The sequence below is a fragment of the Paenibacillus sp. OV219 genome (assembly GCF_900110075.1).
Classification (GTDB): Bacteria; Bacillota; Bacilli; order Paenibacillales; family Paenibacillaceae; genus Paenibacillus_Z.
Genome location: NZ_FOCJ01000015.1, coordinates 1 through 22,979 on the forward strand (window position 1 = coordinate 1; position 22,979 = coordinate 22,979).

Annotated in this window: 21 protein-coding genes and 1 rRNA gene; all 22 read right to left on the reverse strand. The window is 50.7% G+C overall.

The window, feature by feature from the left end; genetic code table 11:
• A 16S ribosomal RNA gene (locus BMY11_RS26215) occupies window positions 1-83 on the reverse strand; the annotation flags it as partial.
• Between the two features lie 325 nt (window positions 84-408).
• Window positions 409-1,914, reverse strand: a complete 1,506-nt coding sequence (lysS, locus tag BMY11_RS26220) for a lysine--tRNA ligase (protein ID WP_090583009.1) — start codon at window positions 1,912-1,914, stop codon at window positions 409-411.
• A gap of 181 nt (window positions 1,915-2,095) precedes the next feature.
• A complete protein-coding gene (gene greA / locus BMY11_RS26225) occupies window positions 2,096-2,572 on the reverse strand; it encodes a transcription elongation factor GreA (RefSeq protein WP_090583012.1) in 477 nt (158 codons plus the stop codon).
• 260 nt (window positions 2,573-2,832) lie between these two features.
• Window positions 2,833-3,867 (reverse strand): tRNA dihydrouridine synthase DusB, encoded by a 1,035-nt coding sequence (dusB, locus tag BMY11_RS26230; protein WP_090583014.1) that lies wholly within the window; start codon window positions 3,865-3,867, stop codon window positions 2,833-2,835.
• 37 nt (window positions 3,868-3,904) lie between these two features.
• The gene (locus BMY11_RS26235) at window positions 3,905-4,123 is read right to left on the reverse strand and encodes a helix-turn-helix domain-containing protein (protein WP_090583016.1); all 219 of its coding nucleotides are present in this window, start codon (window positions 4,121-4,123) and stop codon (window positions 3,905-3,907) included.
• Window positions 4,075-4,647, reverse strand: coding sequence for a 2-amino-4-hydroxy-6-hydroxymethyldihydropteridine diphosphokinase (gene folK / locus BMY11_RS26240; protein ID WP_090583018.1), 573 nt, complete (start codon window positions 4,645-4,647; stop codon window positions 4,075-4,077). The genes BMY11_RS26235 and folK overlap by 49 nt, the downstream gene beginning before the upstream one ends.
• Window positions 4,619-5,011: a dihydroneopterin aldolase gene (gene folB / locus BMY11_RS26245; protein ID WP_090583020.1), complete on the reverse strand. Its 393-nt coding sequence runs from the start codon at window positions 5,009-5,011 to the stop codon at window positions 4,619-4,621. Before folB ends, folK begins: the two co-directional genes overlap by 29 nt.
• A 36-nt stretch (window positions 5,012-5,047) precedes the next feature.
• Window positions 5,048-5,944, reverse strand: a complete 897-nt coding sequence (gene folP / locus BMY11_RS26250) for a dihydropteroate synthase (RefSeq protein WP_371262953.1) — start codon at window positions 5,942-5,944, stop codon at window positions 5,048-5,050.
• The gene (locus BMY11_RS26255; RefSeq protein WP_090583022.1) at window positions 5,941-6,834 is read right to left on the reverse strand and encodes an aminotransferase class IV; all 894 of its coding nucleotides are present in this window, start codon (window positions 6,832-6,834) and stop codon (window positions 5,941-5,943) included. Before BMY11_RS26255 ends, folP begins: the two co-directional genes overlap by 4 nt.
• Complete coding sequence (gene pabA, locus BMY11_RS26260) at window positions 6,831-7,412, reverse strand: aminodeoxychorismate/anthranilate synthase component II (RefSeq protein ID WP_090583024.1); 582 nt, start codon at window positions 7,410-7,412, stop codon at window positions 6,831-6,833. The genes BMY11_RS26255 and pabA overlap by 4 nt, the downstream gene beginning before the upstream one ends.
• 35 nt (window positions 7,413-7,447) lie before the next feature.
• Entirely contained in the window at window positions 7,448-9,028 is a 1,581-nt protein-coding gene (locus tag BMY11_RS26265; protein ID WP_090583026.1) for an anthranilate synthase component I family protein, read from the reverse strand.
• A 190-nt stretch (window positions 9,029-9,218) separates the two neighbouring features.
• Entirely contained in the window at window positions 9,219-10,970 is a 1,752-nt protein-coding gene (locus tag BMY11_RS26270) for an HAD-IIIC family phosphatase (RefSeq protein WP_090583028.1), read from the reverse strand.
• A gap of 178 nt (window positions 10,971-11,148) precedes the next feature.
• Window positions 11,149-12,087: a cysteine synthase A gene (cysK, locus tag BMY11_RS26275; RefSeq protein ID WP_090583030.1), complete on the reverse strand. Its 939-nt coding sequence runs from the start codon at window positions 12,085-12,087 to the stop codon at window positions 11,149-11,151.
• 122 nt (window positions 12,088-12,209) lie between these two features.
• Window positions 12,210-13,172 (reverse strand): peptidylprolyl isomerase, encoded by a 963-nt coding sequence (locus BMY11_RS26280; RefSeq protein ID WP_090583032.1) that lies wholly within the window; start codon window positions 13,170-13,172, stop codon window positions 12,210-12,212.
• Between the two features lie 20 nt (window positions 13,173-13,192).
• On the reverse strand, window positions 13,193-14,092 hold the full coding sequence (gene hslO / locus BMY11_RS26285; protein ID WP_090583033.1) for an Hsp33 family molecular chaperone HslO: 900 nt from the start codon (window positions 14,090-14,092) through the stop codon (window positions 13,193-13,195).
• Between the two features lie 55 nt (window positions 14,093-14,147).
• On the reverse strand, window positions 14,148-14,915 hold the full coding sequence (locus tag BMY11_RS26290; protein WP_090583035.1) for a type III pantothenate kinase: 768 nt from the start codon (window positions 14,913-14,915) through the stop codon (window positions 14,148-14,150).
• 4 nt (window positions 14,916-14,919) lie between these two features.
• On the reverse strand, window positions 14,920-15,810 hold the full coding sequence (nadC, locus tag BMY11_RS26295; RefSeq protein ID WP_090583037.1) for a carboxylating nicotinate-nucleotide diphosphorylase: 891 nt from the start codon (window positions 15,808-15,810) through the stop codon (window positions 14,920-14,922).
• Window positions 15,803-17,419 carry an L-aspartate oxidase gene (nadB, locus tag BMY11_RS26300; protein ID WP_090583039.1) on the reverse strand — a complete coding sequence of 539 codons (1,617 nt, stop codon included), beginning with the start codon at window positions 17,417-17,419 and terminating at the stop codon, window positions 15,803-15,805. The genes nadC and nadB overlap by 8 nt, the downstream gene beginning before the upstream one ends.
• 49 nt (window positions 17,420-17,468) lie before the next feature.
• Window positions 17,469-18,407, reverse strand: coding sequence for a quinolinate synthase NadA (gene nadA, locus BMY11_RS26305; protein WP_090583041.1), 939 nt, complete (start codon window positions 18,405-18,407; stop codon window positions 17,469-17,471).
• Between the two features lie 368 nt (window positions 18,408-18,775).
• Entirely contained in the window at window positions 18,776-20,803 is a 2,028-nt protein-coding gene (gene ftsH / locus BMY11_RS26310; protein WP_090583043.1) for an ATP-dependent zinc metalloprotease FtsH, read from the reverse strand.
• 104 nt (window positions 20,804-20,907) lie between these two features.
• The gene (hpt, locus tag BMY11_RS26315; RefSeq protein WP_090583044.1) at window positions 20,908-21,447 is read right to left on the reverse strand and encodes a hypoxanthine phosphoribosyltransferase; all 540 of its coding nucleotides are present in this window, start codon (window positions 21,445-21,447) and stop codon (window positions 20,908-20,910) included.
• 73 nt (window positions 21,448-21,520) lie between these two features.
• Complete coding sequence (tilS, locus tag BMY11_RS26320) at window positions 21,521-22,972, reverse strand: tRNA lysidine(34) synthetase TilS (RefSeq protein WP_256217789.1); 1,452 nt, start codon at window positions 22,970-22,972, stop codon at window positions 21,521-21,523.
• Window positions 22,973-22,979 lie beyond the last annotated feature (7 nt).

Consider the following 22,979-nt stretch of genomic DNA (forward strand, 5'->3'; position numbering starts at 1 on the left):
CCGAAGGACAAGATCCGCTCGACTTGCATGTATTAGGCACGCCGCCAGCGTTCGTCCTGAGCCAGGATCAAACTCTCCATAATAGGCGAAATGGCAGAGCCATTTGCGCCAAATGAATTTGCTTGTTAGCTCATTCAAAAAACTAGCTCGTCAGAAACACTTTCACCAAATGGCGATCGTTGTTTCGACGTATTTTATGACCTTTTGACAGGTCGCTCATTGTTCAGTTTTCAAGGAACAAATTACTTTGTTTTTCTCTCGTCTGCCGTATGTCTCAGCGGCGACTTGATTAATATATCATAGCCGCCTAAAGGTTTGCAACCCCTATTTTAAACTTTTTTTGATTTTCTTCGTAAAAAATGCAAAAACCGCCGGAGAATCCTCTCCGGCGGTCCTTATAACGAAGTGTTATTCGCCTGTACGTTCACGCATAAGCGGGAACAACAGTACATCGCGAATGGATGGAGCATCAGTAAGCAGCATAACCAGACGATCGATGCCGATACCAAGACCACCTGTAGGCGGCATGCCGTACTCCAGCGCACGGATGAAGTCTTCATCCATATCATGCGCTTCGTCATTGCCTTGCTCCTTCTCAACCAACTGCGCTTCGAAGCGTTGGCGTTGATCTATAGGATCGTTAAGCTCCGTGAACGCATTCGCGTGCTCACGCGCTACGACGAAGAGCTCGAAACGATCTGTAAATCGTGGATCGACATCGCTCTTCTTTGCTAGCGGAGAAATCGCAACTGGGTGACCCGTTACGAAGGTAGGCTGAATGAGTGTATGCTCACAGAACTCTTCAAAGAATGCATTAAGGATATGACCAAACGTCATGTGCGGCTCAACCTTCACATTGTGTGTCTTGGCATGAGCATGCGCTTCTTCATCCGTCATTTGCTGATTGAAGTCAACGCCTGTCGCTTCTTTCACGAGATCGACCATAGACACACGGCGCCATCCTACAGTCAAATCCACCTCTTGGCCTTGATAGTTGATCTTCGTTGTTCCAAGTACTTCTTGCGCAATATGTGCAATAAGCGACTCGGTTAGAGCCATAATATCTTTATAGTCCGCATATGCTTCGTACAATTCAATCATCGTAAACTCAGGGTTGTGGCGTGTCGAGATGCCTTCGTTACGATAAACGCGGCCGATCTCATACACTTTCTCCATCCCGCCGACAATTAGACGCTTCAAGTGAAGCTCAATCGCGATACGCATATAGAGCTGCATATCAAGGGCATTGTGGTGCGTAATAAATGGACGAGCAGACGCGCCGCCTGCAATCGCATGCAAGGTTGGCGTTTCAACTTCTAAGTAGCCACGCGCGTCGAGGTAACGGCGCATCGACTGGATGATGCGGGAACGTGAAATGAACGTTTGTTGTACTTCCGGGTTCACAATCAGGTCTACATAACGCTGACGGTAACGCAGTTCTACGTCCTTTAAGCCGTGATATTTCTCAGGCAGCGGAAGCAACGATTTCGTTAGAACCACTATTTCCTTTGCTTTGATCGACGTTTCGCCCGTGTTCGTCTTGAAGACCGTACCGCGAACGCCAATGATATCACCCAAGTCTAGCAGTTCAAATGCTTGATACTGGGATTCCTCTACAGTATCTTTACGCGCGTAAACTTGGATTTTACCGCTGAGATCCTGGATATGTGCAAATCCTGCTTTACCCATGCCGCGCTTCTGCATAATACGGCCAGCGACTGTTACTTCAATAGCCTGCTCCTCAAGCTCTTCCTTACTCACATTCTCATAAGCGTCAACGATAGCTTTGGCATGATGAGTCCTCTCGAATTTGCCGCCGAACGGATCAATTCCGAGTCCACGCAATTGGTCCAGCTTGTCTCTGCGAATTTGCAGAAGCTCGCTCAGTTCTTGCTCTTGTGTATTTTGCTCCACCGCTAGTCATCTCCTTGTAGTCCCTGGAAGCCCCATAATGAGGAAAAAAGCTTCCGAAGGAAGCTTTCTCAAAATATAAGAAAGTATAAGTTTATCTCTATACTCTTGGCTTATATTTCACCGCGAACCGTCTGCCTTTACCCTTGTGGACGGCATCAGCCCTCTCGCTTGAGGCACCTGGTTATTTTTTAATATCAACGATTTTATATTGAATAATGCCGGCCGGTACGCTTACTTCAACGATTGTTCCTTTGTTCTTGCCGAGAATAGCTTTACCAACCGGGCTTTCATTCGAAATTTTGTTGTTCATAGGATCAGACTCAGCTGTCCCCACGATTGCATATTCCATCGTATCGCCAAACTCCAAATCTTCAACCGTTACGATCGAGCCAATGCTTACCGTATCAATATTGATGTCATCGTTATTGATGATACGCGCGTTGCGAAGCATCTTCTCCAGAGTGATAACACGTCCTTCGATAAAAGCCTGTTCATTCTTCGCATCTTCGTATTCGGAGTTCTCACTGATATCGCCATACCCGATGGCCACTTTGATCCGCTCAGCAACTTCACGACGCTTGACGGACTTTAAGGTCTCGAGCTCATCTTCCAACTTCTTCAGACCATCTTGCGTAAGAATAATTTCTTTATCGCTCATGTTACCATTTCTCCTGTCGTGTGCCATTTTTTCATACCGCGTATGAATTCACTGATATTTAATATATTATGCTGCAGGCTCTTGATGACACCGCACAGGAATCTGATTCAGCTGTCATTACGCCAGGCGGTCGGTTTGTTATTGGAAGATTATATTGCAACTTAACCTATATGTCAACGAAAGGCAAACAGCAAATGTAATCGCTTACCCGCAGGAAACGCGAGAGGCACCCGTCATTGGGGCTCCTCCTTACGATGTAATCAGTGATAAACAACTTCATCCGTGGATGCGGAGGCATCGGCAGTGGCAGGCACTACGCCAAGCTCTCCAAGCGATTCGACATATTCTCCTAAAATCTGCACCATTTTGTCGCGTGTCGTTTCTTCCATAATAACGTCCTTCACACGCGCTGCGCCTGGAAGCCCCTTCAAGTACCAAGCCAGATGCTTACGCATCTCGCGAACTGCTGTACCTTCGCCCTTCAGTTTCACAAGACGGTCCATGTGCAAAATCGCAACGTCCATCTTCTCGCTCGGCGACGGATCAGGCAACAGTTCACCTGTCGTCAAGTAGTGAATGGTACGGTACAACATCCACGGGTTACCCAATGCTCCGCGGCCGATCATAACGCCGTCGCAGCCTGTATGATCAAGCAGCTTGCGCGCATCTTCCGGCGTGAACACATCACCGTTACCGATGACAGGAATGGATACTGATTGCTTAACTTCCCTTATAATGTCCCAATTGGCTACTCCTGTATACAACTGCTCTCTTGTACGGCCATGAACGCTGACCGCTTTGCCGCCTGCACGCTCAACTGCCCGTGCATTCTCAACGGCATAGATATGCTCGCTGTCCCAGCCAATCCGCATCTTTACCGTGACCGGCTTATCAACGCTGTCTACAACGGCGGATACCATCTCGTAGATTTTGTTAGGGTCGAGCAGCCAGCGAGCGCCGGCGTCGCATTTTGTCACCTTCGGCACAGGGCAGCCCATATTAATGTCGATAATGTCAGCATTCGTTTGTTTATCGACAATTTTTGCAGCCTCCACAAGCGACTCACGGTCACCGCCAAATATTTGCAAGCTAAGCGGCTTCTCCCGATCATCAACATACAGCATCTCCAGCGTGCGTTTGTTGCCGTGCAAAATGGCTTTGTCGCTTACCATCTCCGCGCAAACAAGGCCTGTGCCGAATTCTTTGGCGATCAGTCGAAAAGCCGGGTTGCACACACCTGCCATCGGCGCCAGCACGACTTTATTCTTCATCTCGATGTTTCCGATTTTGAGCATGGACGTCCAGACTCCCTTCTGATTGTAAAAAGTAACTTTAGTTTTGATTATTGTAATCAGCGGTCAATTCACTATAGCTGATACCTAGTGTTTCAGAAATCCGCTCGAGCAGCTTCGGATCAGGCTTGCGTGTTCCTCGCTCTAGTGAGCCAAGCACCGCTACCGATACGTTCAGCTTCGCAGCCAACTCCTGCTGGGTATAGCCCTTCAGCTTCCGGAATGCGCGGACGCGCCCTGCCAATTGATCGTATTCCATAGCGCAATCCCTTCCCCTCTGTCCAATAACGCTTGTTGTGCGATAGCACGCACTTCATCTTGCAGAACATGTCCGTCCTGCATGACATCATATAGCGGAACGAGCACGAAGGAACGCTCCATCATCCGCGGATGCGGTAACATCAGTTCTTCACCCTCGAGAGCAACGCCTTCGTACAGCAGCATATCGAGGTCGATCGTTCGCGGACCCCAGCGGATATCCCGTGTGCGTCCAAGCAGCTTCTCCATCTCCAGCATGACATGCAGCAGCTGCAGAGGTTCAAGCGTCGTCCGTAGCGCGGCCGCCATATTGAGAAAAGCCGGCTGGTCTGTATAGCCGACAGGATCTGTTTCATAAATGGCGGATACACGCGTAACTTCGATAGCCGGATGCTGATCCAGCAGCTGCAACGCATCCTGCAACTGCTTCTCACGATTGCCTACATTAGAGCCGAGTGCAATATAAGCTTCAACCCATTCCGGGTGAAGCTGGTCGTTAAAGCCTTGCGGGCCGTGTCTCTCCATGTTCATCCCGCTTTCTGCAAAGTTCAACCGTTACCCCGTCAAAATGAATTTCAAACGGCGGATGCGGCTTCGTTACGGACACCGTCACTTCATTTACACTAGTATAAGCGTCTAGCACACCCGATGCAATCTTGCCTGCCAACGCTTCAATCAATTTAAATGGCGGACCTTCGACAATTGTCTTCACCAGGGCGTGAATGTCGGCATAGTTGATTGTGTGGTCAAGCTCATCTGTTTCTGCCGCAGCGGACAAGTCCATCTGCAGCGACAAATCGACATAAAACTGCTGGCCCAATCGGTTCTCCTCTGGAAATACGCCATGGTAGCCGAAGAAACGCATTCCTTTCAGCGTCATCTTATCCATCTTCGTGAATCCCTCCATTCCTTTGGCAAACTTCGCTTAGATGCGATTTAGTCCGCGAGTGCGATACACAACCGCATCGCTCATTAAAGCCGTTCGCTTGTTGTCTTGCACATCGTGAACGCGAACGATCTGGCAGCCCTGCGCGATGCCAAGCGCCGTCGTTGCGGCAGTGCCGTAACCGAGCTCAGCGGTATCCAGCTGCAGCGTCTCGCGAATGAACTTCTTGCGCGAGGTGCCAAGAAGCACCGGATAGCCTTCCTCAACTAGACGGTCGAGCTGTCCCATAAGCGCGATGTTATCGTCGTATGTTTTTGCAAAACCGATGCCAGGATCTAGCCAGATCGCTTCATCTGCAACGCCGGCCTGCTTCGCGATTGCAATGCTTTCACGAAGATCCCTAATGACGTCCGTTACGAGATCCGAATAATTGGGCTCTTGCCGATTATGACTAATGATGACTGGGCAACCCAATGTCGCTGCAACTTCCGCCATCTTCGCATCTCCCTTGAGTCCCCAGATATCATTAATGATATGGGCACCAGCTTCGAGCGCTTGACGCGCAGTCTCTGCCTTGTATGTATCGATGGAGAGCGTCATCTCCGGCAACGCTTCGCGAATTGCCCGAATGACCGGAATGACGCGCTTCAGTTCTTCTTCGAGCGGGACGGGAGCAAAGCCCGGTCGCGTTGACTCCCCGCCGATATCAATGATATCGGCCCCTTCAGCAGCCAGCTCGCGTGCATGGCGAACCGCTGCTTCGACTTCATTGTAGAGTCCGCCGTCTGTGAACGAGTCTGGTGTTATATTGAGAATCCCCATGAGCAGTGTCCGCGAGCCTAGCTCGAGCTTCACGCCATCCGGAAAGGTGTACGACCTTTGGAATGGCCACTTACTCATCGTGCTCGTATTTATATTTTGTATTGAGTTGATCATCGCTCTGTATCCTCCCGGTAAGCAGCCAGCAGCTCAGTCGTGAGCGGCCCTGCTTGTCCATTGCCTATCATTTTGCTCGTGCCTGTCAGATCTCGTAAGCGGGTGACTGGTACGAGCTCTTGAATGGAGTTCGTAATAAACACTTCATCCGCTTCTATTAGCTCCGACCAACTGTAGAAGCCTTCCTTCACCTCTGCTACGATACCGGCGCTTCGATTTCCTGGTGCCAGCTCCAGTACACGTCCGCGCGTCACTCCCGGCAGGATGCCCGTCTCAATTGAAGGCGTGTAGAGTCGGCCGCCGCGAACAAAAAACAAGTTGCTCACAATGCCTTCAGCTAGATGGCCTTCCTTAGTCAGCATAAGTCCCTCTGCTCCGGCAGGCGCGCCACTAGCCGCCAATTCTCGCTTCGCAATAATATTATTCATATAATGCAGCGATTTCAATCGCACCTCGCCTTCAGGCGTGTTCCTCTTCGTACTCAGTAGCGCCAGCTCGCGTCCATTCTGATAAAGGGAGGGGTTCGGCCCAGGGAGCGATTTGACCATGAGCAGCGTATTCGGCTTCTCGTAGTTGCCTGAGGGAAGACCGAGAATATCCTCTCCGGCTGTAACCGTAAGGCGAACATAAGCATCTGTCAGACTGTTGGCTTCCATCAACTGATGAAGCCAAGCAGTGAGTACATTTTCGCTCAACCACCCGCTGTTACAGATGCCTAGCGACTCGCACCCTCGAGCCAAACGCTCCAGATGCCGCTGCAATAAGTACGGCTTGCCTCCGTATGTACGGAACGTCTCGAACAGCCCCATTCCATACAAAAAACCGTGATCGTAAACCGAGATCACGGCTTCCTCCTGACGAATGATGCTGCCATTCCAACCGATGTTCATCGTACAGCGCCTGCCCGCATGTTCAGGAAATTGCGAAGCAGCTTATGTCCGTTCTCAGTAATGATTGATTCGGGATGGAATTGAACACCTTCGATCATGTACTCTTTGTGGCGCAGTCCCATAATTTCGCCTTCTTCCGTCTCTGCGCTAATTTCGAGGCAGTCCGGGAGTGTTTCTTTTTTGACAATTAGCGAATGATATCTAGTTGCCGTATAAGGTGAAGGGATACCTTCAAAAATCGTACGTCCGTCATGATGAATCTGCGAGGTCTTGCCATGCATCAGCTTCTCTGCGCGAACGACGTCGCCGCCGAACGCTTGTCCAATCGCTTGATGACCAAGGCATACGCCAAAGATTGGGATAATGCCCTTGAACCGCTCGATCAGAGCAAGGCTAATGCCCGCTTCGTTCGGGCTGCATGGCCCTGGCGAGATCAGAATATGATCCGGAGCAAGCGCGGCAATACCATCCAAGCTGATTTCATCGTTACGCTTGACGACAATCTCCTCTCCCAGCTCGCCAAGGTACTGCACCAAGTTGTACGTAAATGAGTCGTAGTTATCGATGACCAATATCATTTGCGTTTCCCCCTTTTGGAAAATACATCGTTCGATTAGACGCGGCTCTGTTCCGCCCATTGCTCGCTATATTGAATAGCCTTCCACAACGCTTTCGCCTTGCTCAGCGACTCGCGGTATTCGCGCTCTGGCTCGGAATCAATGACAATACCCGCTCCGGCCTGAATATGAACGACTTCGTCCTTCACCAGCATCGTTCTAATAATAATATTAAATTCCATATCCCCATTATAGTCAATCCATCCGAGCGATCCGGTATATGGACCGCGTCTTGTCGGCTCAAGTTCCTCGATGATCTCCATCGTGCGAATCTTCGGCGCGCCTGTAATGGTGCCGCCCGGGAAGGTCGCTCCAATGACATCGTAAGCATCTTTGCCTTCGGCGATCGTGCCTTCCACTTGGGAGACCAGATGCATGACGTGGCTATAATACTCGATGACCATCAGCTCTTCGACATGCACGGAGCCAAACTTGGAGATACGACCGAGATCATTGCGCTCCAGATCGACGAGCATGATATGCTCCGCCCGCTCCTTCTCGTTGCTGCTCAGTTCTTCGGCCATCCGAAGGTCTTCTTCCTCCGTCCGTCCGCGCCTGCGGGTTCCGGCAATGGGGCGCGTCGCGAGCTTGCCGTTCTGCAGCTCAACGAGCAGCTCCGGCGAAGCCGAGACGAGTTGAAAGTCCGGACAGCTCAGATAGCCCATATACGGCGATGGATTGAAGAGCCGCAGCCACTCATACAGCTCCTCGGGACTCGTCTTCACTTTGCGGCTTTGTCGCTGCGAGAGGTTCACCTGGAACACGTCACCAGCCGCGATATAGCCCCGGATGCGCTCAACCGCCGCCTTGTACGCCTCCTTGGCAAAAGGAGACTCGATGCCGTCCACTGCTTCAACGTCAATCTGCAGCGTGTGATCTTCCATTAAGCGGGCGCGTGAGCGCTTCAGCGCCTCGTCCTGCTCAGCTGCCGCTCCGCCCATAAGCTGCGACCAGTGCGCGGATAGCCGCTCTACGCTCTCGCAAGCGGCTGCATAGAGTACTTCCAGCTGCGAGACCGGTTCATTGCCTGTGATAGCGGTATGTACCGAGATGTAGAGATGATCTTCCTCATGATCCACGACCCATAGCTCATCCATGCGCATAAACAGATAATCCGGTAGCCCGAGATCGTCGGACGCCAGTTCTGGCAGACGCTCAATCGTTCGGATGACGTCGTAGCTCCAGAAGCCCACGCAGCCGCCAGTCCACTTCGGAGCATCCGGTACACGCGGCGCCCTGCGTTCGCCCATCCAGCTGCGCACCGCTTCGAGCGGCTTCGCGCTGTAGGTAGTCTTCGCGCCGTCGGCGATATTGACCGCTTCAGCCTCGAGATCCTTGCCGCGAATGACGGAAGCCGGACTTAATCCGAGGTATGTATATCGCCCATCCTTACCGCTCTCCAGTACGAAAGCATACGGCGAGCCTGAACCGAAGTTCTTACCCGCCGACTTCCATGCACGCTCCCACGACGCAGGACGCCCTTCACCGCCTATAAGAGGACGCTTCGCAATAAGCGGCAGCGAGTTGTAGCCCTGCTCTCGCCAAGTTAACCAATCCTTAAAGGCTGTCCGTTGCACTATTGCAGCCCCTCCACTTCCAACCGATCATAAGAGTCTCTTGATACACAACGGACGTATGAAGAAAAGCTGCCCACTGCAATCACCGCTCTTTGTTTGGAAGCTAGTATACCGAAATTGCACGAAAAAGGAAAGGGTCACGCTGGTGAGCAGCAATAAAGAAGATCGCTTCTTAAGGGACCTGGAACGGTTATCCGATTAGTGCTCCTGCCGCTTCCTTACTTGTCTCGAAGCAATGAATAATGTCCTTGGAAATGTCTTTATAGGTTTCACGCAGATAATGCCTGATATTATTAGTTACATCTGATGAGTTTTTCACGTAATTACGTACATCTACGACTTGGACTCGTTCATTCTGCTCCGCAAAGCTTTCGAGGACTGCATTCATTGAGCGATGGTGCAAATGCCGATTAATTTCCCACTCATGCTCCTTCTCGACTTCACTGCCATTTAGGAAAATAATCGGCACATGAGCCGGTGTTTGGTTTAGTAGCCACGTCAGGCTTTCCCGGAACTCCTGTTCAGAGTAAGGACCTTCGAAATAAAAATGATCAGCAAACCATTCCAGAAATGACTGCGTTATTCTTCCTTGCTGCATCTCAATGATACGCTCCCAGGAAGAGGTTTCCGTGAGCGGCAAATTAAAGTCCCATACCGCTATCCGAAGTTCCGGATCTATTTTATGGCGATAGATGCCTAACGAATAATCCATTAGCACACTATAGACGAAGAAATCGTAATTGATCTCATTCAACTTGGTTTCAAATATCTTTTTATCATAAAAAGGGATATGTTCGATGAGATATTCCTTCTTCTCTTGTGGGAGGGAAAAGAACTGACGCAGAATCATCGTATGGTCCCGATGCATATTAAAGCCGCGTTCAGATACATAATTAAACTCCGTTTTTATGGAGTAACCTGCGTGCTTCAAATAATGGGCGATCTGACTTAAGTCGCAACCACCACGTAAGAAACACGTTAATTGAGCGTTATCGTTAGCTGCACCTGAAGTTTGGTGCGTACCAACATACTGTTCTTCCTGTATCCAGCTTAGAAATACGGCTGGCTGCAGCGCTGTCGCTACTTGTCCTTCAATGGTGACCGAAGGATAATTCAGCTTCGCATAAAGCCATTGTTCAACGCCAATGTTTAAAACGCGGCAAGAAAATAAGAAATGAATACATTTTTGATGTTGAATCGCATAAAAGCCGACGAGGCCATAATCCCCGTAATTGTCTTTAACATGAACACAAGCAGTCTGCACGGATGAATCTCGGATCAATTCAAGCAGCTCTTGTCTAGCCATCCGGTTTTTCGTGTAGTTTAATTGGTTTGTCCGATGCACCATTTCATGGATTCTTTCTAAATCTGCTTCACAATTATGATTAATAGCGACCCTAATATTAGACTGGATGAGGAACTCCTCGTTCGAACTATATCCCTCATAATCCTTAGCTCGCAATTCTAAATTTTTATAATGCTGCAGCCTGGTGCGCTTAAGATCGAGCTTGCCTTGAAGCGTGGGCTGATTCAATAAATCACGAATTTGCTCAGGCTCCATGACTTGAATGCCCGGCAAGTAATAGCTAATCTCTTCACGATTACCGGAATTATCATCAATGAATAGCACATGCGCCGGCTGCAGCTGGGCTCTTTCAATGATCTTTTTGACAAGAGGCCCCTTCGGTATAAAAGCAATCTCAGGAAATATAAATAGGTCCCATATCGACAGTTCTTCCATTGCCTTCCTGGTATCCTCAAAATTATTTTTAGAGCAAATCGAGTTCATAATTCCTCTGTCCGTAAGCTGCTTCACGATCTCGACATGCTCCGGAATGATTACAATTCCCTCTTCACTTAAAGTGCCTTTCCAAAAGGTCTCATCCAGGTCCCAAATGACCAGCTTAATGTTCTCGATCAGTGGACGGGAGTTGTTCTCCATGCTAGCACTCCTTCATCTAAACGCCTTACTGTTTGTTATCGGAATATGAGATTCCATTGTTTAATTCCTTCATTCTCCAGTTAGACTCTTGCAAAATAAAATTAACCCATGTAGATGCAGCCATTATCGGCGCACTACACGGGTTATGATGAATTGCAGGCTGCTGACAGCCTTCGTATTAGTTCTCGAAGTTGAACAGTGGCGTGGACAAATAACGTTCGCCGTTCGAAGGAACGATTGCAACTACACGCTTGCCTTTGCCAAGCTCTTTCGCCACCTTAAGTGCTGCGAAGATTGCTGCGCCGGAAGAAATACCGCAAAGGATACCTTCTTCTTTCGCTGCACGGCGAGCCGTTTCAAACGCTTCCTCGTTCTCAATCGTGATGACTTGATCATAAATCTCACGGTTCAGAATGTCCGGAATGAAGTTGGCGCCGATACCTTGGATCTTATGGCCGCCTGGGTTACCGCCAGAGAGAAGCGGAGAAGCAGCTGGCTCAACCGCTACGATCTTAATGCCTGGGAAGTTCTGTTTCAACACTTCGCCTGCACCGGAAATCGTACCGCCTGTACCAATACCCGCTACGAATGCATCCAGCTTGCCATCAAGCGAGTTAATCGCTTCTACGATTTCTGGGCCTGTCGTTTCGCGGTGGATCTTCACGTTCGCTTGGTTCTTGAATTGTTGTGGAATGAAGTAATTCGGATTCTGCGCTGCCAGCTCTTCTGCACGGCGAACTGCACCGTTCATGCCTTCCGCTCCAGGTGTAAGCACCAGCTCTGCGCCATAAGCGCGAAGCAAGTTGCGGCGCTCAACGCTCATTGTTTCTGGCATAACGAGAATGGATTTATATCCTTTAGCAGCAGCAACCATTGCAAGGCCGATACCTGTGTTGCCGCTTGTTGGTTCAACGATTGTGTCGCCAGGCTTCAGGCTTCCATCTTGTTCAGCAACTTCAATCATGCTGATTGCGATTCGGTCCTTAACGCTTGCACCTGGGTTCTGGTACTCCAGTTTCACGTAAATTTCTGCGCTGTCCTCTGGTACCAAACGGTTCAAACGAACAAGCGGTGTATCCCCAATAAGCTCAGTCACGCTCTGTACAATTCTAGCCATGAAATGTGCTCCTCCTTATTCCGACTAATTCAGTTGGTATTACTTACATCTTACCAACCAAACCCATTAGTTGTCAATAGCCTGGTTCATTCAAAAGTCCTTATCGTATCAATAAGAAATGATTATGGCTGTACCGTTTTTGCATCATACTTCTGAAGAAGTTGATCCTCGAACGGACGAAGCCCATTCAGCTTGGACAATGCAATGTCCTTCCGCGCTTGTTCTCGCTGTCGACTGCCGCTCATTTCCTCTTCGGTCTTCTTCTCTAGCAGTTGGATGATTGCTTGCCCGCTCTCGACTGCAATTGGACCGCTCACTTCACCGACACCTAGCTGACCAGCCGCTTCAAGCATTGCCTGATCGGCGAACGGATCATCTGCGTCAATAAAGCCAAGATCGCCGCCGCTCTCCGCCGTATCCGTATCCACTGAATACGTACGAGCCATCAGGGCAAAATCTTCGCCGCCTGCAAGCTTATCCAGTATATCGTCCGCCGATTTCGTGTCCGGGACTACGATCCAGGCCAAATGCAATTGCGTCCGTGCCGCATATTGCTCTTTATTATCCGCTATATAAGCATCGATCTCCGCATCGGTGACATCCACCGAACGGACTGCTACCTTCTCGAGCAGCAGCCGGTACATCGTGTCTTCATGGAGGGCTTCCCGCGTTAAGCCAAGCTGTTCCTTCATGGCATCATAATAATGCTGCTCATCCTCATAGCCTTCCATCAACGCCGCCAGCTCATCGTCGATTTCCTGATCTGTCACTTGCAGGCCGTAGGCATCCGCTTCGAGCTTGGTGGCTGCACGCACCATGAGCGTCCGCAGGAGCTGATCGCCATACTGCTTACGAAGCTGCTCATTGAGCTGCTTCACTGTAATCTGCTCGCTGCCGACTTTCGCCGCAATCGGCTCTTCCGCCGATGACGGCGTGCTCCCTTGCAGCTGCCCGCCGTCAACCTCTGTCTGCGGTACTGTCTTGGGCGGGAGCAGAACCCGGAAAACAACGACAATCGCCATAATAATCATACATACAGCCTGAAGCAGCACAATGCTCCTCAGTACCCGGTCTTTCTTCAACATTTGCGCTTAACGCCTTTCGATTATTGAATCGGTTTCGGCTTTGCCTGTTCTAGCAGCATCTCCATCTGCGAACTATCAAACGTATACGTCTCGTTGCAGAAATGACATACCACTTCAGCTTGGCCATCATCTTCAATCAGCCGTTTAATTTCAGGCTCGCCCAAGCTGATCAGTGTCCGCTCGACGCGTTCCTTTGAGCATAGACACTCAAAAGCAATATTCAGCTCATCCATCAGGTTTATATCATCGCCTACGACATTGCGAAGCAAACTCTCCGGGGTCTCCCCTTGGCTAAGCAGCGACGAAATCGGCGGCAGTGCGGAGATCGCTTGCTCGAGCTTCGACAGATCTTCATCGGAAATGCCCGGCAGCACTTGCACAATAAAACCGCCTGCGCTAATGACAGTACCATATTCGTCAACGAGTACGCTTAGTCCCACAACCGAAGGCGTCTGTTCTGATTTGGCAAAATAATACGTGAAATCTTCCGCCAACTCGCCTGACACAATCGGAATGCTGCCACGGTACGGCTCTTTAAGGCCCATATCTTTGATAATGTGAATGTAGCCAGTTCGGCCGACCGCGCCTGCAACATCAAGCTTGCCGAGCTCGTTAGTCGGAAGCTGCACCTGCGGGTTATCAACATAACCTCTCACATGCCCTTCGGCATTCGCATCCACAACGATTGAACCAACAGGTCCATCACCTTTGACTTGAATTGTCAGCTTTTCCGTGCCTTTAAGCATTGCACCCATCATCGCGCCTGCCGTAGCTGTACGGCCAAGCGCCGCTGTCGTCGTCGGTAACGTTTGGTGACGTCCCCGCAATTCTTCAACAAGTACAGTTGTTCTAACTGCAAAAACACGCAGCTGCCCGTTCCAGGCAGTGCCGCGCACTAAATAATCATGTGTTCCTGACATTTAAAGATCCTCCTAAAACGTAAAGCCGGCCGCTTAAAGGCCAGCTCGTCCATTCCTATTCTTGATTGCGTTCGTAAATAATACGCAACCCTTCCAGCGTCAGTAGTGGATCGACTTCCTCAATCGTCTCCGACTCAGCTGCGATCAGGTCAGCTAAGCCGCCTGTTGCGATGACGCGCGGCTCTACATTGAACTCCTTGCGAATACGTCCAACAATACCGTCCACTTGACCGGCATAGCCAAAAATAATGCCCGCTTGCATGGATGTAACCGGATTGCGTCCGATGACGCTCTTCGGCTTCACAAGCTCTATTCGCGGTAGCTTCGCCGCACGCTGATAGAGCGCTTCGGTGGAAATGCCGATGCCCGGCACAATAGCACCGCCGAGATAGTCCCCGCTCACGTCGATATAATCGAACGTCGTCGCAGTGCCGAAATCGACGATAATGAGCGGCGCGCCATATTTCTCAATGCCCGCGATAGAGTTGACGATACGATCCGCCCCCACCTCGCGCGGATTTTCGTAACGAATGTTAAGGCCGGTCTTAATGCCGGGTCCTACGATGAGCGGTGATTTGCGTAGATACTTCTGGCACAGCTGTTCTAGCGTCCGCATAAGCGGCGGTACGACCGAGGAGATGATGACACCGTCGATCTGATCCAGCTTCACGTCTGCAATCTGGAACAGGTTGTGAATCATAATGCCGTATTCATCTACAGTAGCCGAACGATTCGTGCTCAGTCGCCAGTGATAGACCAGCTTCTTCGCTTCATAGATCCCAAGCACAATGTTCGTATTCCCAACGTCGACAACAACGATCATCGCCTTACGCGCCTCCTTTCTTGCCGTTCAAGTCCAGACTAATGTCGAGCGACTGGAACGAATAAGTAAGGCCGCCTACCGAGATGACATCAACGCCGCATTCCGCGATCGAACGAATGGTCGTCAAATTAACGCCACCGGAAGCTTCAACGATCACATGCGGCGAGTGAGCTTTAATCTGCTTCACCGCTTCGCGCATCAAGTCATTCGGCATATTGTCGAGCATAATGATGTCGCTCCCGCAAGCGAGTGCTTCTCCCACTTGCTCGAGCGATTCCGTCTCAACCTCGATCTTCATCGTATGTGGAATCGCATGGCGTGCTGCCTTCACGGCACCGGTAATACCGCCGGAGCCCTTAATGTGGTTGTCCTTAATCATAACGGCGTCGTACAAGCCGAAACGATGGTTATGTCCGCCGCCCACACGAACGGCGTACTTCTCCAACAGTCTGTGGCCTGGCGTTGTCTTGCGCGTATCAACAAGGCGCGTAGTCAGCCCTTCAATCGCGCTCACGAAAGCACGGGTCTTCGTAGCAACGCCGGATAGACGCTGCAGCAGATTGAGCGCAAGCCGCTCTCCTGTCAATATGCTATGCGTGCTGCCTTCAACCTCAGCCAACACAGTTCCTTTCTCCACGGCATCTCCGTCAGCAGCAAGCGGACGGAACGTGAGCGACGGATCGACAACGTCGAACACGAGAGCTGCAATCGGCATACCCGCGAGCACGCCCGCCTCTTTCACATGAATAACCGCTTTCGAGCGGTTGCCCGCAGGAATGGTCGCCCAGCTTGTGATGTCGCCTGTTCCGATATCCTCTGCGAGCCACGCCTTAATCTGTGCCCGCAACGTATCCGCGCTTCCGCCGCCTACTGCTGCAAGTGTAGCCTCATACATGATCAATTCGCTCCTCTGTTAAACCGTACTCCCGGTGGAGTACCGTATGCTTGCGCCAATGCAGGTCATCCCGCTCTGGAAAATCTTCACGACTATGTGCGCCGCGGCTCTCTTCGCGCGAAAGCGCCGATTGCGCCGTCAGCAGCGCACAGGTCAGCAAATTGGCAAATTCATATTCTTCGCGCTTCGTAATGACCGAGGTGAAGATTGAACGAAGTCTCTTCAGCTCGTCCAGTCCTTTGTTCAGCCCGTTCGCACTGCGGCGCAGCCCTACGTAGCGCACCATCAGCTTCTGCAGCTTCAGTCGCTTCTCAACAACCGCTTGAATTGGTGCCTCACTCCGGCCCTGGGACTCCATGTGCACATGCTCATGGCCTTCCAACGGCGTGAGCGCATTGATTCGTTCCACGATGCGGCGGCCGAATACAATCGCTTCCGATAGCGAGTTGCTCGCGAGCCGGTTAGCACCGTGAACGCCCGTGGACGAGCACTCGCCGCAAGCGAACAGACGAGCGAGATTCGTTTCGCCGTTCAGATCGGTTTTGACTCCACCCATCATATAATGCGCCGCAGGCGCGACTGGAATCCAATCCGTAGTCAGATCAAGGCCGTAATTGAGACAGAACTCATAAATATTAGGGAAGCGATGCCTCACCATCTCTGCCGGTTCATGCGTGACATCGAGATAGACGAAGGTCGACTTCGTCGCTTCGATCTCGCTAAGTATCGCACGCGCAACCACGTCACGTGGCGCAAGCTCAAGCTGCTCATGGTATTTCTCCATGAAGCGCTCTCCTCTGATATTACGCAGTATGGCACCTTCGCCGCGAACTGCCTCTGAAATAAGAAAGCGCGGTGCGCCTGGATAACAAAGTGAAGTCGGATGAAACTGAATAAACTCGACATCTTGTATGTAAGCGCCCGCTCGGTAAGCCATGGCAATGCCGTCAGCGGTTGCAATCTCTGGGTTTGTTGTATAACGATATAGCTGTCCAGCTCCACCGGAGCAAAGAATAGTCGCTTTGCCACGAATGAACAAACGTTGTCCGTCCGGCTTCTGCACAAGCACTCCACAACAAACACCGTTATCTGTAATCAAATCAATGACAAAGTGGTCATCCCAAACGCTAATTCTAGGATTCGCGATCGCCTTCTCCGACAGAGCACGGACAATCTCAAAGCCCGTTGCATCGCCGTTGGCATGTAAGATACGGCGCTGGCTGTGCGCCCCTTCCTTCGTCAATGCAAACTCGCCATTCTCTTGGTCGAATTGCGTGCCCATTCGAATGAGATCCTGTACACCCTGCGGTCCTTCGTGCACGAGCGCATCCACCGCTTCATTCAAACAAAGACCCGCACCTGCAATCAGCGTATCTTGACGGTGATAAGCAGGCGAGTCATCCTCTGAGAACACTGCAGCAATGCCACCTTGTGCATAACGTGTATTGCTGTCCATGAGGGACTTCTTCGTAATCATGAGGACGTCATTCGTTTCACTTGCTTTGATTGCGGTAAAAAGACCGGCAATGCCGGCCCCGATCACAATGACGTCTTTATGAATGACTGGCAGCCCTTCCAACTGGGTATCAACTAAATAACGTGGAATCATAATGGCAGCTATCCTCTCTGCGGTTTGTGCGGAAAGAGAGTAGCGCATGCTACTTCACTTGTAACATGCGCTCCAGGGATAAACGGGCTTTGCTTGCGACTTCTTCAGGAACATAAATTTGCGGCTGCATCGTTTCCAGGCATTTAACAAGCTTCTTCAAATTGTTTACTTTCATGTTCGGGCAAACCAAATATTTCGTTGCAAAATGGAAGGTCTTGTTCGGGCTGTCGAGACGTAGCTGATAACCAGTTCCGTCTTCCGTACCGACGATGAATTCCTGGCAATCGGATTCTTTACAATATTTAATAATAGCGGTTGTACTGCCAACGAAATCGCCAAGCTCCACAACTTCAGGACGGCATTCCGGGTGAACGACGAATTGAGCGTTCGGGTACTTTGCTTTCATTTCTTCAACATCTTTAACAGTCAACATGTCATGCGTGTTGCAGTAGCCCTCCCAGAGAATCATCTTCTTGTCGGTCTTCTGCTGCACATAGTGACCGAGATTCTTATCCGGTACCCAGATGATCTCATCGGCATCGACCGAGTTCACGACACGTACCGCATTCGCCGAAGTACAGCAAATATCCGTCTCTGCTTTAACCTCCGCCGACGAGTTAATGTACGTAACTACTTTTGCGTTCGGGTGCTGCGCCTTCAGCTTACGCAAGCCGTCAACATTGACCATGTCCGCCATCGGACAGCCGGCACGCTCATCTGGAATAATGACCGTCTTGTTCGGTGCCAGAATCTTCGCGCTCTCGCCCATAAAATGAACGCCACAGAATACGATGACATCTGCATCGGTCTCTGCTGCTTTCTGTGCAAGTAGGAACGAGTCTCCGCGGAAGTCCGCCACCTCTTGAATTTCATCTCGCTGATAATAATGTGCAAGTATAATTGCGTTACGCTCTTTCTTCAGTTGCATCAAACGTTCCCGCAGTTCGCGGTTTTGCTCCGCTTTCCGCTCGAGAGCCAATGCTTCCATGGTAAATTCCCCTCTTTTCACTAACTTTGTGAACAGATGCACAAACTTGGTTGTTCGTTCACCTAATTTATTGAGAATAACAGTAAAACTGCATGGCGTTCTTCTGTAGTTTGCCCATGCATTCTGCCCCTTGATTCGCGCTTACTTTATTAGTAATTAACATTTAATTTACACAAGGTATGGTATGCTGTCAACCAACTGTAAACGCCACCCACCGCCCTCTAAAGGCAAGAGCCACCGTTTCAAGGGGAAATAGAAGCACAGCACGATGATACCTATTCTTTTCGTAAATTATCACAGCAACTTTAAAAAAAAGAAAAAGCTGCCCGCGCAGTTGCCTGCTTGCGGACAGCTTTTACCTCTTAACCTTATGATTGTGGCGGTGTTCCGTTGCCATCATCGTCATTGTTTCCATTATCCGAATCAAGTGCCGGCGGTGTAATCTCGCTAGCGTCCTTCGAGCCGATGCGTACCTTCACGCCGCCGATTGTATCGATAATCGGCTCAGCTTTCGGCTCCATCACTGCGGATGAAGTGCTCTCGCCCTCGCCGCCTTCCACAGAACCGCCCTCAATGAGGCGTTTGATCTGCTCAAGCTCGAGTGTTTCTTCAGTGAGAAGCGTCTGTGCAATAAGATGCATTTCTTTGCTCTTCTCCGTGAGAACCTGCTTCGCACGTGCATAACAGGATTGGATGATGTTCTGCATCTCTTGATCAATCTCGTATGCGATCGAATCGGAATAATTCTGCTCATGTCCGATATCGCGGCCGAGGAAAACTTGACCTTGCGAGCTGCTGCCGAACTGCATCGGTCCAAGCTTATCGCTCATGCCGTATTCCATAATCATGGCACGGACGATGCTCGTCGCTTGTTTAAAGTCGCTGTATGCACCAGTACCGATCTCGCCGATGTAAATTTCCTCGGCTACGCGACCAGCAAGGAGACCCGTTACTTTATCGAGCAATTCCTGCTTCGTCGTTAGCATGCGGTCGCCATCCTTAGGAAGCATGATGACGTATCCGCCTGCGCGTCCGCGCGGGATAATCGTTACTTTGTGTACTTGGTCGGCGTGCTCCAGGAAGTAGCCCGCAATCGTGTGACCTGCTTCGTGGTAAGCGACAATCCGCTTCTCACGGTCGCTGATAACGCGGCTGCGCTTCTCTGTACCAACGATAACGCGGTCGATTGCTTCGTCAACCTCGGACATCGCAATTTCTTTCTTGTTGCGGCGAGCGGCAAGAAGCGCTGCTTCGTTCAGCAGGTTCTCGAGATCCGCGCCTGTAAAGCCTGTTGTACGCTTGGCAATGACATCAAGCTTCACGTCTTTGGCAAACGGCTTGTTGCGTGCATGTACTTTCAATACCGCTTCGCGGCCTTTCACGTCTGGGCGGTCAACCGTAATTTGACGGTCGAAACGGCCTGGACGGAGCAAGGCAGGGTCAAGAATGTCAGGGCGGTTCGTAGCAGCAACGATGATGATACCTTCGTTCGCGCCGAAGCCGTCCATTTCAACGAGGAGTTGGTTGAGCGTTTGTTCGCGCTCATCATGCCCGCCGCCTAGACCGGCGCCGCGCTGACGACCCACTGCGTCAATCTCGTCGATAAAGATAATACAAGGAGCGTTCTTCTTCGCATTCTCAAACAAGTCACGAACACGGGAAGCACCGACACCGACGAACATTTCAACGAAGTCCGAACCGGAAATGCTGAAGAACGGAACGCCTGCTTCGCCTGCAACAGCACGCGCAAGCAATGTTTTACCGGTACCAGGAGGACCTACGAGCAGTACCCCTTTCGGAATACGCGCACCGACAGCAGCAAACTTGCGTGGATCCTTCAAGAACTCTACAACCTCAATGAGCTCTTGCTTCTCTTCGTCAGCACCCGCAACATCCTCGAATGTCACGCGCTTCTTCTCTTCATTATAAAGACGGGCACGGCTCTTGCCGAAGTTCATCACTTTGCCGCCGCCGCCCTGCGCCTGATTTATCAGGAAGAAGAACAGAATGAAGATAATGACAAACGGGATAATGGATGTCAAGAAGGTGAGCCAGATGCTTTGGCCTTCCATAGGCTTAACTTCCATCTTAAAGCCATTCGTCGACTGTGCGTCAGTTATTTCTTTGACGACATATTCCTCAACGCTGGTATGTGTGTAGAATTGGGCTGAATCCGCCTTTTCCGGTTTGGTCTTGTATTCACCGGTAATTAGATAGGAGTAATTGTCAAATTGCAGCTCCAGCTGGTTGATGTTGTTACCCGCCAGCTCTTTTCTAAATTGATCGTAAGTGATTTCTGTGGTGGAGTCATTTTGGCTGCTAATAAATTGGAAGATCCCGACGGTCACCAAAAAAATAATCAAATAAAAGCCAGTATTACGGATGATCCGATTCATCCCCTACCTCCTCTCAAGACGCGAAAAAATAAGATGACCTTGCACGAGAAGCTCCCACGCTAGGCGGGAGCCCGTCATACATGGCGAGCCTGCTTGCTTTGCGTTTACTTCTCGTAAACCTCGGGCTTCAGGATGCCGATAATCGGCAAGTTGCGGTATCGCTCCGCATAATCCAGCCCGTAGCCGACGACGAATGCGTCTGGCAGTACAAAACCTTTATAATCCGCATCCAATTCCACTTTACGGCCGGACGGCTTATCAAACAGCGTCACGAGCGTGATGGACTTGGAATTACGGCGCTCCAGCACATCAATGAGATAGCTGAGTGTAAGTCCACTGTCGATAATATCTTCGACAATAATTACATCCCGGCCCTGCACGGATGCGTCAAGGTCCTTAATGATTTTGACTACACCGCTTGTTTTAGTCGATGCGCCATAGCTCGATACCGCCATAAAGTCGATTTCCAGCGGGATAGTAACAGTCTTAACCAAATCAGCCATAAAAATAAATGCGCCTTTAAGCACGCAGATTACGAGCGGATTGCGGCCTTCAAACTCACGGCTGAGCGTATCACCAAGCTCTTGAACCTTCTGCTGAATTTGGTTTGCGTCGTAAAGCACTTCTTGAATGTCGTTCAGCAACTAAGGGACCTCCTAAATGTATCTTGCCTATACTTATGAATGGATTGCAGCATCTTATTCAAGGCGCTGAAGCTTACGGCAATTCCGACATTGTCCGCAATGTCATGCGAATGACGCGGCTTGTCGATTCTTGCACCTGCGCATGTCTTGATCTTCGAATGCCCGGTATCCAAAGTACGAAGCCATTGGCGTCGACAACGAGCGGCAATACGTCACGGCGTGACGGAGCGATGCGTTCATCGACGAACATATCTTGTACCTTTTTGGTACCATTTAAACCAAGCACTTGCATTCGGTCACCCGGGATGCGATTTCGTACAGTGAGCGGGTAATGAAGGGCTTCGGCGTCGAATAACGCTTCTAGCTGGCTGGTTGGCATTGAAGCCTCCGACGCAGCGATCTCTTCAAGGGCAAGCTCACACTCTGACTCAAGCAGAGGAAGTACAGCTGTGCCTTCCGGGACAACATATTCGTATCCGCCTTGCCGGGATGACATCCCAGACTGATCTTCGCGGATAAAGATGAGATTGTCATACTCACGCAGAAACTTTGCACCGCTGCCAACATCGAAGCTCCACGTCGATGCTGCGCCTTCCGTGGCCGCAAGCCTGATCGTCTCTACGCTATCGAATGAAGTGGTTTCCGTTTCCAAGCCAATATAACTCAATATTAGTTTAATCAATCTCCTTTGTAAAGCGACATGCAAGCCAAGCAGCGCTTTGCGGTTTAATTGGCATCCATCGCGCAGCTTCGTCGTATAGCGCTCAAATACCGCCCTTGTTTCTTGCTCCAGCCAGTCATCCTCGGCCGCTGCAAGCTCTGACAGTCGAACGAGCGACTGGGCGATCTGGGGGTTAAACGACGCTAAATACGGCAGTACCTCTAACCGGACGACGTTGCGAGTATAGTACTTCTGTCCGTTGCTGCTATCGTGGCTGTAAGGCACCGCCCACTGTTCACAGTAGCGCAGGATGTCTGCCTTGTATGTACGCAAAAGAGGACGAATAAGTTCCACGTTTTTTTCGGATCGTTTCAACGCCATGCCGGCAAGGCCTCCTGGGCCTGTTCCGCGTATCATGCGCATGAGCACCGTCTCCGCCTGGTCGTCGGCGTGATGGGCAAGCGCAATGCGCGCTGCCCGGTAATCGGCGGCCACTTGATGCAAGAACGCATAGCGCTTCTCCCGTGCCGCCGCCTGTGCGTTCATTCGTGTTTCTTCTATATAAGCAGGCAAATTGAATTTCACCGTTTCGCAGGCAATGCCAAGCGCTGCCGCGTACTGCCGGACGGACTCAGCTTCTCGCGCCGACTCCTCCCCTCGGAAGCCGTGGTCGACATGCGCGGCCACTAAGCCAAGGCGCTCTGGCACTGCCAGCCTGTAAAGCATATGGAGCAGCGCCATCGAATCTGGTCCGCCGGATACAGCGACAACGACCGTATCGCCCGGATGCCACAGCTGCTCCTGCTGGGCTAATTTAAGCAGATCGCTCAGCCAATCGTCCATACCTAACACGCCTAAACTCATCCCCTCT

Coding starts and splice junctions, on each gene's coding strand:
- greA (WP_090583012.1), bottom strand. CDS start 2,572: ATGAGCGATAAAGAAATTATTCTTACGCAAGATGGTCTGAAGAAGTTG.
- dusB (WP_090583014.1), bottom strand. CDS start 3,867: ATGCTCAAAATCGGAAACATCGAGATGAAGAATAAAGTCGTGCTGGCG.
- BMY11_RS26235 (WP_090583016.1), bottom strand. CDS start 4,123: ATGGAATACGATCAATTGGCAGGGCGCGTCCGCGCATTCCGGAAGCTG.
- folK (WP_090583018.1), bottom strand. CDS start 4,647: ATGGAGAGACACGGCCCGCAAGGCTTTAACGACCAGCTTCACCCGGAA.
- folB (WP_090583020.1), bottom strand. CDS start 5,011: ATGGATAAGATGACGCTGAAAGGAATGCGTTTCTTCGGCTACCATGGC.
- folP (WP_371262953.1), bottom strand. CDS start 5,944: ATGATCAACTCAATACAAAATATAAATACGAGCACGATGAGTAAGTGG.
- BMY11_RS26255 (WP_090583022.1), bottom strand. CDS start 6,834: ATGAACATCGGTTGGAATGGCAGCATCATTCGTCAGGAGGAAGCCGTG.
- pabA (WP_090583024.1), bottom strand. CDS start 7,412: ATGATATTGGTCATCGATAACTACGACTCATTTACGTACAACTTGGTG.
- BMY11_RS26270 (WP_090583028.1), bottom strand. CDS start 10,970: ATGGAGAACAACTCCCGTCCACTGATCGAGAACATTAAGCTGGTCATT.
- cysK (WP_090583030.1), bottom strand. CDS start 12,087: ATGGCTAGAATTGTACAGAGCGTGACTGAGCTTATTGGGGATACACCG.
- BMY11_RS26280 (WP_090583032.1), bottom strand. CDS start 13,172: ATGTTGAAGAAAGACCGGGTACTGAGGAGCATTGTGCTGCTTCAGGCT.
- hslO (WP_090583033.1), bottom strand. CDS start 14,092: ATGTCAGGAACACATGATTATTTAGTGCGCGGCACTGCCTGGAACGGG.
- BMY11_RS26290 (WP_090583035.1), bottom strand. CDS start 14,915: ATGATCGTTGTTGTCGACGTTGGGAATACGAACATTGTGCTTGGGATC.
- nadC (WP_090583037.1), bottom strand. CDS start 15,810: ATGTATGAGGCTACACTTGCAGCAGTAGGCGGCGGAAGCGCGGATACG.
- nadB (WP_090583039.1), bottom strand. CDS start 17,419: ATGATTCCACGTTATTTAGTTGATACCCAGTTGGAAGGGCTGCCAGTC.
- nadA (WP_090583041.1), bottom strand. CDS start 18,407: ATGGAAGCATTGGCTCTCGAGCGGAAAGCGGAGCAAAACCGCGAACTG.
- ftsH (WP_090583043.1), bottom strand. CDS start 20,803: ATGAATCGGATCATCCGTAATACTGGCTTTTATTTGATTATTTTTTTG.
- tilS (WP_256217789.1), bottom strand. CDS start 22,972: ATGAGTTTAGGCGTGTTAGGTATGGACGATTGGCTGAGCGATCTGCTT.